The organism is Streptomyces sp. NPDC018693 (genome assembly GCF_044391385.1).
Lineage (GTDB): Bacteria > Actinomycetota > Actinomycetes > Streptomycetales > Streptomycetaceae > Streptomyces.
In genome coordinates, this window is record NZ_JBIRZZ010000002.1 from 617,415 (window position 1) to 629,658 (window position 12,244).

General features: G+C 72.8%; 9 protein-coding genes and 1 pseudogene. 7 read left to right on the forward strand and 3 right to left on the reverse strand.

Features of this window, described 5'->3' with window-relative positions:
* Positions 1-3: 3 nt before the first annotated feature.
* On the reverse strand, positions 4-1,200 hold the full coding sequence (locus ACH5AC_RS07275) for an Ig-like domain-containing protein (RefSeq protein WP_398860692.1): 1,197 nt from the start codon (positions 1,198-1,200) through the stop codon (positions 4-6).
* Positions 1,201-1,406: 206 nt separating this feature from the next.
* Between ACH5AC_RS07275 and ACH5AC_RS07280 the strand changes: the two are divergent.
* The 5 genes and pseudogenes from ACH5AC_RS07280 to ACH5AC_RS07300 all read left to right on the forward strand — a co-directional run bounded on the left by ACH5AC_RS07280 (position 1,407) and on the right by ACH5AC_RS07300 (position 7,052).
* Positions 1,407-2,601: pseudogene (locus ACH5AC_RS07280) on the forward strand (lipid II:glycine glycyltransferase FemX).
* Positions 2,598-4,211: a murein biosynthesis integral membrane protein MurJ gene (murJ, locus tag ACH5AC_RS07285; RefSeq protein WP_398860693.1), complete on the forward strand. Its 1,614-nt coding sequence runs from the start codon at positions 2,598-2,600 to the stop codon at positions 4,209-4,211. Before ACH5AC_RS07280 ends, murJ begins: the two are co-directional and overlap by 4 nt.
* A gap of 83 nt (positions 4,212-4,294) precedes the next feature.
* Positions 4,295-4,987 carry a response regulator gene (locus tag ACH5AC_RS07290; RefSeq protein WP_398860921.1) on the forward strand — a complete coding sequence of 231 codons (693 nt, stop codon included), beginning with the start codon at positions 4,295-4,297 and terminating at the stop codon, positions 4,985-4,987.
* The gene (locus ACH5AC_RS07295; RefSeq protein WP_398860694.1) at positions 4,984-6,462 is read left to right on the forward strand and encodes an ATP-binding protein; all 1,479 of its coding nucleotides are present in this window, start codon (positions 4,984-4,986) and stop codon (positions 6,460-6,462) included. Before ACH5AC_RS07290 ends, ACH5AC_RS07295 begins: the two co-directional genes overlap by 4 nt.
* Positions 6,459-7,052 carry a hypothetical protein gene (locus tag ACH5AC_RS07300; RefSeq protein ID WP_398860696.1) on the forward strand — a complete coding sequence of 198 codons (594 nt, stop codon included), beginning with the start codon at positions 6,459-6,461 and terminating at the stop codon, positions 7,050-7,052. The genes ACH5AC_RS07295 and ACH5AC_RS07300 overlap by 4 nt, the downstream gene beginning before the upstream one ends.
* 48 nt (positions 7,053-7,100) lie before the next feature.
* On the opposite strand, the gene ACH5AC_RS07305 is transcribed toward ACH5AC_RS07300, so the two are convergent.
* The gene (locus ACH5AC_RS07305; RefSeq protein WP_398860922.1) at positions 7,101-8,435 is read right to left on the reverse strand and encodes a helix-turn-helix domain-containing protein; all 1,335 of its coding nucleotides are present in this window, start codon (positions 8,433-8,435) and stop codon (positions 7,101-7,103) included.
* Between the two features lie 214 nt (positions 8,436-8,649).
* On the opposite strand from ACH5AC_RS07305, the gene ACH5AC_RS07310 reads away from it, so the two are divergent.
* Positions 8,650-9,414, forward strand: a complete 765-nt coding sequence (locus ACH5AC_RS07310) for a DUF4232 domain-containing protein (RefSeq protein ID WP_398860697.1) — start codon at positions 8,650-8,652, stop codon at positions 9,412-9,414.
* A gap of 67 nt (positions 9,415-9,481) precedes the next feature.
* Here the strand turns inward: ACH5AC_RS07310 and ACH5AC_RS07315 are convergent, their stop codons facing one another.
* Positions 9,482-10,990, reverse strand: a complete 1,509-nt coding sequence (locus ACH5AC_RS07315; RefSeq protein WP_398860698.1) for a nitronate monooxygenase — start codon at positions 10,988-10,990, stop codon at positions 9,482-9,484.
* A gap of 459 nt (positions 10,991-11,449) precedes the next feature.
* Here ACH5AC_RS07315 and ACH5AC_RS07320 point away from each other — a divergent pair, with 459 nt between their 5' ends.
* Positions 11,450-12,226 (forward strand): hypothetical protein, encoded by a 777-nt coding sequence (locus tag ACH5AC_RS07320; RefSeq protein WP_398860699.1) that lies wholly within the window; start codon positions 11,450-11,452, stop codon positions 12,224-12,226.
* Positions 12,227-12,244 lie beyond the last annotated feature (18 nt).

Here is a 12,244-nt window from a genome sequence, read left to right on the forward strand (position 1 = left end):
GGATCAGCGCAGGGCGCTCCTGCCCTGCCAGTCGGTCCAGGAGACGTTCCACGCGCCGAAGCCGTTGCCGGGTGCGACCACGCCCTTGGTGTCCCTGCCGGTGATCTCGAAGGGGTCGCCCGGCCGCACCTGCCCGTAGAACCAGGCCGCGTCGGCGTCGCTCATGCCGATGCAGCCGGAACTCCGGTTGGCCCTGCCGAAGTACTGCGCGTTCCACGGGGCGGCGTGCGCGTACATGCCCGACCAGGTCAGCCGCATCGAGTGGTCGACCATCTTGTCGTAGGCGTCGCCGAGGCCCACCGTCTCGGAGTTCATGTTGATCGTGCCCTCCTTGGCCATGAGCACGGCGGTCCCGCGCCAGGAGCGCTTGTCACCGCCGGGCGTGCCGCCGGAGACCGGGATACGGCGGACGGTCTCGCCGTCGCGCACGAGGGTGAGCTGGTGGCTGTCCAGGTCGACCTTGACCATCTGCTGGGCGCCGATGGTGAAGGTCGTCGTGTAGTCGCGTACGAACCAGCCGCCGGCGGCGCCCGAGTCGGTGCCGTTCAGCTCGGCGTTCAGGGTGACCTCGGTGCCGGGCTTCCAGTACGTCCTGGGCCGCCAGTCCACGCGGTCCCGGCCCGACCAGTCGCGTATCCAGCCCCAGGAGCCCTCGGTGCCGTTCGAGGTGGTGACCTTGAGCTGCTTCTCCACCTCGGCCTTGTTCGCGACCGGGTTGTCGAAGACCAGGGAGATCGGCTGGGCGATGCCGACGGTGGTGCCGGTGCCCGGCCGCCAGTCGACCTTGTTGACCTTGTCCGCCGGGGCCGTGGTGAAAGCGGCCTTGGTCGTCCTCGCGGTTCCGCCCTCGGCCTTGGCCGCCGCCGTCACCGTGTACGCCGTACCGGGAGCGGCCCTGCGGTCGGAGACCCATGACCGGCCGTCGGCGGCGACCTTCCCGGCCAGCCGGTGGCCCTCGGCGTCGGTGACGGTCACCGAGGTGAGGGTGCCGCCCGCGGCCCTGACCGTCACGGGCCCGCCCGCCGGGGCCCGTTCTCCCGCGGGCGTGACGGTGACCGTGACAGGGCGGTCCTCGGCGCCCGGCGTCACCTCGGGGTCCGCGGCGCTCGGGGAGGCGCCCGACGAACAGGCGGCGAGGGGAGCGAGCAGAGCCGCCGCAACAGCGGCCCGAGCATGGACGAGTACACGGGTGCGTGACAACAGAGCCTCCGGGATGGGCGACGAGGTGGTGGATGTCGTGACTGTAGAACCGGAAAACCCGAGGTCAGCCGCTACGGAGCCATGTGACGGCGACTGGTGAGGAACGGTCATGGTCCGGTCACATTCACCGGACGGGGCGGTCATGGACCGCTGTGAGCCTCCTGTGTGTCCCCGGGACGGACCGGGGAGAAGGAGAGGCTCACACTGTGTCAGCGCTGCTCGTTCCGCCCAGCCGCGTGCGCCGAGCGGGGAGCCCCGGCTTCGCCCTGCGCGCCATCACCCCGGAGACGTACCGCGCCTTCCTCGCGTCCCCCGACGGCGCGGCGCTCGGCGCCGGCTTCCTGCAGTGCCCGTCCTGGGCCGACGTCAAGGAGGGCTGGCGCGCCCAGCTGCTCGGCTGGGGGCCGGACCCGGAGGCCGGCGAACTGAAGGGCGTGGCCCTGGTGCTGCTGCGGCAGTTCCCCGGCACCCGCAAGTACTTCGCCTACCTCCCCGAAGGCCCCGTCGCCGACTGGACCGACCCCGACGTCGACGGCTGGCTCGGTCCGCTGCTGGAACACCTGCGCCGCGCGGGCGCCTTCGCCGTGCGCATCGGCCCGTCGCCCGCCTACCGGCGCTGGGACGCCGCCCTGCTCAAGCCGCACGCCGGCCCGGGCCGGCGGCTGGGCGACGTCCTCGCCAGCGAGGTCGACCCGCTCGGCACCGCCGTCGCCGAGCGGCTGCGGGCCGGCGGGTGGCGCCGCTGCGGCGGTGACGGGACCGGTCAGGACGGCGACGCGCAGCCCCGGTACGTCTTCCACGTACCGCTCGCCGGAAGGACCACCGAGGACCTGTGGTCCGGGCTCAACCAGGAGTGGCGCCGCAACGTCCGCCGCGCCCAGAAGGAGGGCGTGGAGGTGGTGGTGGGCAGCGCCGCCGAACTGCCCGAGTTCTACCGGCTGCTGACCGTCACCGAGCGCCGCGACGGCTTCCGGCTCGGCCGCTCGCTCGCGTACTACGAGCGCCAGTACGCGGCGCTCAACGCGGAGGAGCCCGGCCGGATGAAGCTGTACCTCGCCCGTCACCGGGGAGAGATCCTCGCCGCCCACACGATGATCACGGTGGGCCGCCGGGTCTGGTACCAGACCGGAGCCTCCGCCGACCACCGCCGCGAGGTGCGGCCCTCCAACGCCCTGCAGTGGAGGATGCTGCAGGACGCCCACGCGCTCGGCGCACGTCTACGACATGCGCGGGGTACCCTCCACTCTCGATCCTGAGGAACGCTCGTACGGACTGCTGCGGTGGAAGCTCGGCACCGGCGGACAGGTCGTCGAGACGTTGGGGGAATGGGAGAGACCGTTGGGCGGCAGCGCCAACCACACGCTCCACCGCGCCTTCCAGGCGTATCTGAACCGCCGATGAAACAGGCGACACCGACCAGCAGGGAGGCGGTCTCCGCCGCGCGGGGCAGTGCCGTCATGGCCGCCGGATCCGTCGTCGCCCGCGCCACCGGCTTCGCCCGCTCCGCCGTCGTCGCGGCGGCGATCGGCACCATCGGGCCGGTCGCCGACGGCTACGCGGTCGGCAACGCCCTGCCCACCATCGTCTACATGCTGCTCCTCGGCGGCGCGCTGAACGCCGTCTTCGTGCCCGAGCTGGTCAAGGCCGCCAAGGAGCACGACGACGGCGGCGCCGCGTACACCGACCGGCTCGTCACCGTCTGTGTGGTCGCCCTGCTGGCGATCACCACGACGGCGGTGTGGGCGGCCCCCGCGATCGTCGGCGCGTACACCGACTACACCGGCGGACAGGCGGCCATGACCGTCGCGTTCGCCCGCTACTGCCTGCCGCAGATCTTCTTCCTCGGCCTGTTCACCCTGCTCGGGCAGGTGCTCAACGCGCGCGGCCGGTTCGGGGCGATGATGTGGGCGCCGGTCCTGAACAACGTCGTCGTCATCGCCGTGTTCGGCCTGTATCTGGCGCTGGCCATGGGGGGCGGGGGTGCGCTCACGGCCGCCGAGACCGCCGTGCTGGGCTGGGGCACCACCGCCGGAATCGCCGCCCAGGCGCTCGCCCTCGTCCCCGCCCTGCGCGCGGCCCGCTTCCGCTGGCGGCCCCGCTTCGACTGGCGCGGCAGCGGACTGACCCGCCCCCTGCGGTCGGCGGGTTGGCTGGTGCTGCTGGTCCTGGCCAACCAGGCCGCCTACTGGGTCACCACCCGCCTGGCCACCACCGCGGGCGTGGACGGCGGCCCCGGATACGGCGCCTACAACAACGCCTACGCCCTGTGGGTCGTCCCGCACGGCATCATCACGGTCTCCGTGGTGACCGCGCTGCTGCCCCGGATGAGCGCGTCCGCCGCCGACGGCGACACCGCCGCGCTGCGGCGCGACGTCTCCCACGCCCTGCGCGTCAGCGCCTCGGCCGTCGTACCCGCCGCCTGCGCGCTGTTCGCCCTCGCCCAGCCGGTGACGGCCCTCGTCTTCGGGTACGGCAGGACGAGCGCCGCCGACACGGCCGCCATGGCCGGCATCCTGATGGCCTTCGCGCCCGGGCTCGTCGCCCTGTCCGGCCAGTACGTCCTGTCCCGCACGTTCTACGCGCTCTCCGACACCCGTACGCCGTTCCTGCTGAACCTGGTGATCGTCGCCCTCAACGCGGGACTGTCCCTGGCCGCCGCGCAGCTGCTGCCGGCCCGCTGGGCCGTGACGGGCATGGCGGCGGGGTACTCGCTGGCGCTGTGCGCGGGCTGGGCGGTGACCGCGCGGGTGCTGAGCCGGCGGCTCGCCGTGGCCCGCCCCCTGCGCTCGACCGCCGTCGGCGCGCACGTACGGCTGCTGCTCGCCGCCGTACCGGCGACCGCACTGGGCCACCTGACCGCCCTGGGCGCCGCACGTGCGGGGGCCCTGGCCGCCGCGGCCGCCGGCGCGACCGCCGTCGTCCTCACCTTCGCCCTGCTCGCCCGTCCGCTGCGCCTCACCGAACTGGACGCGCTGCTCAGGCGTCTACACCGACGGACGACCCGGACGTGACCAACACCGAGCCGGCCACCGCCGGTCTGGCCACCTCTGCCCGCTGCGGCCGCGAGCCGACCACCACCGAGGGAGAACCGCCGATGCCCCGCGTGCTCCTCATCGAGGACGACCCTTCCGTACGCGAGGGGGTCGAACTCGGTCTGCGCCGCCGAGGCCACGACGTACGGGCGGCCGCGACCGGCGAGGCCGGCCTGGCCGCGCTGGCCGAGTTCCGCCCCGACCTGCTGCTGCTGGACCTGATGCTGCCCGGTATGAACGGCGTCCAGGTCTGCCGTCAGGTCCGCGAGCGCAGCCAGCTGCCGATCATCATGCTCACCGCGCGCGGCGACGACTTCGACGTGGTCATCGGCCTGGAGGCCGGCGCCGACGACTACATCGTCAAGCCCGCCCGCACCGAGGTGATCGAGGCCCGGATCCGCGCCGTACTGCGCCGCATCGACGACGGCGGCGGCGTTCCGGGCGGCCGGCCGGCCATCGAGGTCCACGGCGAACTGGCCGTCGACCGGGTCGGCCTGACCGTCACCAAGGCCGGCGAGCGCCTCGCGCTCGCCCCCTCCGAGCTCAGACTCCTGCTGCACCTGTCCGCCGCACCCGAGCAGGTGTTCAGCAGACAGCAACTGCTGGAGCACGTCTGGGAGCACAGCTACCACGCCGACGCCCGCCTGGTCGACGCCTGCGTCGCGCGCCTGCGCGGCAAGATCGAGGACGAGGCCGGCAGCCCCCGCTACGTCCAGACGGTGCGCGGTTTCGGCTACCGCTTCGGACCGCTGTGAGCACCGGCCGACCGCGTCGTGTCAGGGCGTTCGGGCTGCGCACCCGGCTGCTGTTCGCCTTCCTGCTGGTCGCCGCCGTCAGCGCCGGTACGACGTCGGCGCTGACGTACCGCGAGGCCCGCAACGCGCTGCTGCAGACCGCCCAGGACACGGCGGTCTCGTCGTTCCGCGACCAGGTCCAGCAGACGGCCTGGGCCCTGCCCGTGCAGGAGGAGGGCCTGGAGGAGGTCCTGCGGGACCTCGCCCGCAAGGGCAAGCCGCGCCCCTGGGTGGTGTTCGCCGAGTACGGTTCGCTGCGCGCCTCCTCCGGCGAGAACCCCGTCTCCACCGTCATCACGGCCGAACTGCGCCGCGCCGCCCGGGCCAACCCCAACGGCAGCTTCGAGCGGGTCGTCAAGGACGGCGTTCCCTACCTGACCATCGCCATGCCCACCGTCTTCAAAACCGGCCCGTACGACGTGCTGCCCAGCGGGCTCGTCCTCTACGCCGTCATGCGGTTGACCGACGAGCAGGTCAACGTCGACGCCCTCCTCACCGCCGCCCGGGACGGCGCACTGCCCGGCCTCGCGATCGCGCTGATCCCCGGCCTGCTCGCCGCGCGCAGCGTGCTGCGCCCGGTAAGGGAACTGCGTCAGGCCGCCCGGAGCATGGGCAACGGCAGACTCGACACCCGCATCCCGGTGCGGGGCAGCGACGAACTCGCCGACCTCGCCCACACGTTCAACGAGTCCGCGGGCCAGCTCGAACACTCCGTGCGGGAACTGCGTGACGCCGAGGAACGCGCCCGCCGCTTCGCCTCCGACGTCTCGCACGAACTGCGCACCCCGCTCGCCGGAATGCTCGCCGTCACCGAGGTCCTCGACGAGGACGCGGACCGCCTGGACCCCGACACCGCCCGCGCGGTACGGCTGATCAGCGCCGAGACCGGAAAGCTCGCCGTGCTCGTCGAGGACCTGATGGAGATCTCCCGCTTCGACGCCCGCGCGGCCGAACTGCACACCGACGAGGTCGATGTGGCCGAGGCCATCCGCAAGAGCCTGGCCGCCCGCCACTGGACCGACGGCGACGACCGGATCCGCACCGACCTGCCCGACGGCATCCGGGCCCGACTCGACCCCCGCCGCTTCGACGTCGTCATCGCCAACCTCGTGGGCAACGCGCTGCGCCACGGCACGGCCCCCGTCACGGTCCGCCTGCGCACGCAGGCCCCGTCCCCGACCGCACCCCCCCTCCTGATCGCCGAGGTCGCGGACAGCGGCCCCGGCATCCACCCCGACGTGCTCCCGCACATCTTCGACCGCTTCTACAAGGCCGACGCGGCCCGCACCCGCTCGGCGGGCAGCGGCCTGGGCCTGGCGATCACCCTGGAGAACGTACGCCTCCACGGCGGCACGATCCACGCGCGGAACCTCCCCGGTTCCGGCGCCGTCTTCACCGTCGAGCTGCCACTCCACACGGAGGAGAACCCCGCATGAGCCGCGCGCGGTCGCGCCGGGCCGCTGTGGCCGTAGCGGCGCTCCTCCCGCTCTCCGCCTGCGGCATCCAGGAAACCGACGTCATCGAGGCCGGCGGCCCCGCCACCGTCGAGGCGTTCTTCAACCGCAACTACGACATGCTGCTCTTCTTCCACACCCCGGACGGCGCACTCCACCCCGTGGTCCGCAAGACCGCCTCGTCGATCGGCTTCGGCCCCGACTACGAAGTGTCGGCCGCCCAGTCCCAGGAACCCGTCCCCACGGAAAAGATCATCCTCGCCCTGCTCGCCGGCCCCCGCCCGGAAGACCGCTCCGCCGGCCTCGAAACCTCCCTCCCCTCCACGCCCCTCAAAGGCCCTCTCAGCGTCAAATCCACCCCGACCGGCCAGATCACGACCCTCCTCCCCATCCCCCTGACCGGCCTGGACACCACCGCCCTACGCCAACTCACCTGCACCATCGCCCACAACGAGACCCCCAACGGCCGGCCCACCGTCCACCTGACCGGCCAGGACGGCACCTCGACATCCAGCACTTGCGACCTGACCCCCGACCCCACCGGGACCACACCACCCACCACGGACGGCTGAGACCGCGCACGGCTCCGCGCGCCCCGGCCCATCGCCTCCCGGGGGCGTTCAGCCGGGAATGTCGGGGTCGGTCTCGTCCCGGCCCCACTCGGAGGAACCAAGCGGATAGGTGTAGGCGGGCCGTCCCACGTTCCCGCTCGTCCGGAAGGGCTTGCCGTTGTCGTCGACGCGTACGGTGCCCTGCTGGTCACCGCTGGACCAGTCCAGTTCCAGGTACCAGCTCACGTTGTGCGCCCGCGCGTCGGCGAAGACATAGAAGACTTCGGGATCGGACTCACTCACCTTGTACGGGAAGTCGCGCTGACCGGCCCTGGGGGAGAGCGCGGGCCGCCCGGCATCGAGGTCCACCTCGAACGCCACCGTCTCCACGTCACCACCGCACCCGACACCCATCGCGAAGTCGTTCCAGGCGAGCGGCGCGCTCTTCTCCACGACCCGGACATGCAGGTCCTTCAGGACCACGGTGGCCTTCCCGGTGCCCTGCACGGTCAGCGCGAGCAGCTGCTGCCCGGCGGTGACCCCGCCCAGCGCGTTGACCCACCCGCGCGCGTCCGGCTCGCTCGGCGGCGGGGGCACCTGCTCGGGCCGCCGGTCGACCAGGAAGTGCGGGCCGCATGGGTTCTCCCACTTGTACGGATTGACGGCGACGGTGGGCGCGGTGGCTCCGTCCTGGGCACTGCCCCCCCGGTCCGTCCCGGCCCCACTGCTCGGGGAGACGGAGGCGGAAGCCGAGGGACTCCCGCTGCGTGAGGCGGACGGCGAGGCAGAACCGCCCTTCGCCTCGGCCGACTCGGAGGCGCGGGGCGCCTCGTCGACGGATGGGGAGGCGGCCGCCCCGATGGACTGCTCCCCGGCCCGGTCGTCATCTGACCTGCCGGGCAGGAGATTCACGACGAGCGCGGCCGACACGGCGGCGGCGACGGCGACTCCGGTGAGTACGACGGTACGGCGCCGCACCGCGCGGGCTTCCTTCGAGGGCCACCGCTCGCCGTCGGGACGGGACTCGACCACCGTTTCGGACCCCGCCGTCTCGGATCCCGAGGGGTCGGTCTGCCCTGCCGCCCCGGTCCCGGCCTGCGCCGCCGGCGGCACCTGCGGTTGCCGCTCCGCAGGGGTGGGCCTGGGGTCCCCGCCCGCCTTCTGCCTCCGCCGGGCATCCGCGAGGACCCACTGCCGATGCAGCTCCACCAGTTCCTCGGGCGTCGCCTTGCACACCCGCGCGAGCCGTTCCACGGGCGCGTAGTCCGTCGGTACGGCGTCCCCGTTGACGTACCGGTGGAGGGTGGACGCACTCATGTGAAGCCGCTTACCGAGCACCCCGTAACTGAGGCCGGACCGCTCCTTCAACCGGCCCAACAGCTCCGCGAATTCGTCGCCCGCCACCATTCCGCTCTCTCCCCGTGTCCCGGAACCCCATTCCAGGGGGAGGTCATTCCCCCAGGTCAGAGCCATCGCAAGCATTCCAGCGTCCCGGATGCGCAGCCAGTCTTGGCGGTCGGGACGGATCACTGCACAAGCTTGGGCCATCCAAGCACGCCGCTCCCGGCACCCGGTCGAGCGGCCCCTGCCAACACCCGTACCGCACAAGGGGGATCACATGTCCACACGTACCCGCCGCACCGGCCGCACCCGCATGTTCGCCGCCGCCGCGCTCGCGGCCGCCGCGCTGACGCTGACGGCGTGCAACAACGGAGAGGGCGTCCGCGACGAGGGGGCGTCGGCGGGATCCGCGTCTGCGTCGGCGCCCATGGCCTCCACCACGCCCCCGTCCAAGGCGAGTGGGGGAACCTCCACCGGGGCGGGACAGGCCGCCCCTGCGGGCTCGACCTCCGAAGGCTCGACAGGCGGCGCTGCCGGGTCGAGCGGCACGACGGGTTCCCAGAGCGGGTCGGGTTCCACGAACTCCGAGGGCTCGTCGGGCTCCACGAACTCCAAGGACTCGGGGGCCACCCTCACTCCCTGCTCACCCGCCTCCACTCGGACGACCGCCACGGAGGTCTCCCGCCCCCTGAACCACCTCCTCCTCACCGTCACCAACACCGGCTCGAAGAACTGCGACCTCGTCTACTACCCGGCGGTCCGGTTCGGCGAGGCCCAGTCCGTCCCGCCGGCCTTCGAGGACTCCAAGCCGCAGGCGGTGGTCACGCTGGCCCCGGGCGAGTCGGGCTACGCGAGCGTCCGTCTCTCGGCCGCGGACGGCAGCGGTTCCAACGGCTACACGGCCAAGTCCCTCGCGGTCTACTTCAACACGGACGCGAGCACCGCCGCCCACCCGTCACTCCCCGCGAAGGGCGTCTACGTCGACGACTCGATCGGAGTCACGTACTGGCAGTTCACCATGGCCGACGCCCTGGAATGGTGATGCACCGGCTCACGGGCTGATCACCACGGCCGGCAAGAAGGCCCAGGTCGGATGACCTGGGCCTTCATCATGGAGCGGCTGATGAGGATCGCACTCGCACGCGGCGGTCGTGCTCAGACGGGTGCAGGCGCCGTCTCCCCGTCAGCCCCGCGGAAAGCCACCGCACCACCGTCTCGGCGCTGTACGGCGTGCCGTCCGGGGTGATGTCCCGGAGGAAGTCCAGGTCCTGGCCGATGGTGACGATGGGCGGTTCCACCACGCCCCGCGGCCGGCGCTGGCCGAGCCCTACGGCGGCCAGCAGGCCGTTGCACAGGCACTGCCGCCCCTCCGTGTGTTCGGGGGTTCCGCCCTTGCGGACGTAGGCCGCGCGGGGTTCCGCCGGGCATCGGTAGCCGATGTCGCCGCGAGCGGTCCGGTACGGGGTGCGCAGATAGCCGAGGTCGCAGACGCGGGCGCGGTCGGCGCTCGTGGCGGGGTCGGCCAGTGTGCCGGGCAGGTCGGCGACCTTGAAGGGGAAGGCGGTCGGGGAGGCGGCCGGGTCGTTGCGCACCGTCAGCTCGCCGGCCAGTTCACGCTCGACCACCTGCCGCCGCAGCGCCTCCTCCATGCCCGACTCCTCGCACAGCGCGAAGACGCTGCCGAGCTGAACACCGGCCGCCCCCCTCTCCCTGGCCTGACGGAGCTGCTCCGGCCCGCACTGACCGCCGGCGATCCAGAACGGCAGGCCGAGGGCGGCCATCTTCGCGAAGTCGGGGTTGTCCCGGGGGCCGTACAGGGGGTCGCCGTGCTCGTCCAGGCGCAGGGGGCCGCGCGGCGGGGCGCTGTGCCCGCCCGCGCGGTGGCCTTCGACGACGAATCCGTCCGGCCTGGTCTCCTCGTCGCGGTTCAGGTACGTGGCCAGGGCCGGCAGCGAGACGATGGCCAGGACGCGAGGGCGGTGCAACGGGCCCGGATCGGCTCCGCGCAGCACCGAGGCCGGGTCGAAGCGCAGGACGAGCGGCCGGTCGTCGCCCTCCACGTCCACCCGCGCGGTGACCGGCTCACGCCGGGCGAGCCCACGGGCGATCCCGGGAATCTGCCCGGGCACGCCCGCACCGACCAGGACGTAGTCCACGCCCGCGAGGATCGCCCCGAACATGGCCGGTACGGTGGCGAGTTGGACCTTCTCCAGGTAGTTGACGCCGACCGGTCCGCCGTGCCCCTCCTTGGCGAGCCACACCTCGCAGAAGTTGGCGACGACGGTCAGCGCCCGGGCCGGACACGCCGCGTCGGCCGTGAGCCGGGGAGTGGCCGCGAACCGCTCCCCTTCCCCGACCCCGCCCTCGACGAAGTACCGCTCCCGCACCGCCCCGGCGAGCTCCGGCACGGGGAAGGCGGCCAGCGCCCGCCTCAGACGGCCTCCTGGATCGCCGCTCTGCAACCCCCGGATGAGCAGCGTGTCGAGAGCGGTACCGGAGACGACCCCCAGCTGCCCGGTGCGCGCGACGGCCCGGGCGAGCCGCCACCCGGACACGCCCACGCCCATTCCCCCCTGGATCAGCCACGGCAGGTCTTCGGTGGTCCGGGCTGTGCGCATGGGTCCTCGCAAACGTCGCGCCAGAGGCTGCGGAGAGCAACCTTCGGTACCGTAACTTACGGCACCGTAGGTCGGCGTGGCGCGCGGGGGCGGCGTCAGAGCCGTCGCCGTTCACGTCGCCCGGTGAGGCCAGCTGGTTGATGGTGTTCCAGCCGCCGGTGCCGCTGACCTTGCGGGTGCCGAAGACGCCCCGGCCGTTGCCCGGGTGCAGCCACAGCTTCCCGGCGGTGTCGCGGGCCAGCAGGTCCCTGCGGCGGCCGACGTCGGACAGGGACGGGTCCGTAGGGGGGCGCCCTGGTACGGCCGTGTTGCTGTGTCACGAGCGTGTGATGGCGGTGTCGTGATGCGGGGACGGGCGTGACCTCCGGGAGCGGTGGGCCCTCTTGTCGGTCACACCGCGGGACAACGGCGGACGCACCGCCGGCCCCGCTCCTCCTCGCATCGGAAGGACCTCCCGTGATGAACCGTCACCTGCGCAAGGCCGCCGTCGTCACCGCCGCGATCACCGCGGGGCTGCTGATGACCGCCTGCCAGAACGACTCCGCGACCAGCGGCGGCTCGTCCTCGACCTCGTCCTCCGAACAGGGCAGCAAGGGCTCGGCCGCGGTCGCGGACAAGGCGGCGGACAAGGCCGGGGAGAAGGCCGGGGAGAAGGCCGGGGACCGGTCGGCGGGCAGCAAGGGCGTCAGCGGGACGTTCAGCAACGGCACGGTCACCTACCTCGCGCCGGGCAAGTACATCGTGTCCGTCCCGGGCAAGGGCGACCAGCAGTTCTGGGTCGCCGACGACACCGAGGTCCACGGCGCGGGCACCATCTGCGGGGACGCGCAGTCGAAGGTGGACGCGCCGTGCACACAGGACCAGTTGGAGACGGCCGCCAAGAAGGGTGCCGTCCCTGCCGATGTGGAGATGAAGGACGGAGTCGCCACCCGGGTCTCCGAGCGGCGCGCCAAGGGCAAGGGCGTCAACGGCACCTGGTTCGGCCATGTCTCCTACCTCGCACCGGGCACATACACGGTCACCGAGGAGCACGGCACCGCGCAGCAGTTCTTCATCGCCGAGGACACCCGCATCTGGGGCTACGGCCAGGTCTGCGGGGGCCCGGGGACTGGGGAAGGGGAGCAGGGCGGCACCGAGTGCACGGAAGCCGAACTGGAGAGCGCCGCCAAGAAGGGCTTCACCGCCGAGGTGGAGATCACCAACGGCGTGGCGACCACCCTCCGCGACACCCCCTGAACAACCGGCCCGGGGGTC

What these genes read in the sequence shown, in the direction of transcription:
- ACH5AC_RS07320 (WP_398860699.1), top strand. Translation starts at nt 11,450, where the DNA reads ATGAACCGTCACCTGCGCAAGGCCGCCGTCGTCACCGCCGCGATCACC.
- ACH5AC_RS07310 (WP_398860697.1), top strand. Translation starts at nt 8,650, where the DNA reads ATGTCCACACGTACCCGCCGCACCGGCCGCACCCGCATGTTCGCCGCC.
- murJ (WP_398860693.1), top strand. Translation starts at nt 2,598, where the DNA reads ATGAAACAGGCGACACCGACCAGCAGGGAGGCGGTCTCCGCCGCGCGG.
- ACH5AC_RS07300 (WP_398860696.1), top strand. Translation starts at nt 6,459, where the DNA reads ATGAGCCGCGCGCGGTCGCGCCGGGCCGCTGTGGCCGTAGCGGCGCTC.
- ACH5AC_RS07315 (WP_398860698.1), bottom strand. Translation starts at nt 10,990, where the DNA reads ATGCGCACAGCCCGGACCACCGAAGACCTGCCGTGGCTGATCCAGGGG.
- ACH5AC_RS07290 (WP_398860921.1), top strand. Translation starts at nt 4,295, where the DNA reads ATGCCCCGCGTGCTCCTCATCGAGGACGACCCTTCCGTACGCGAGGGG.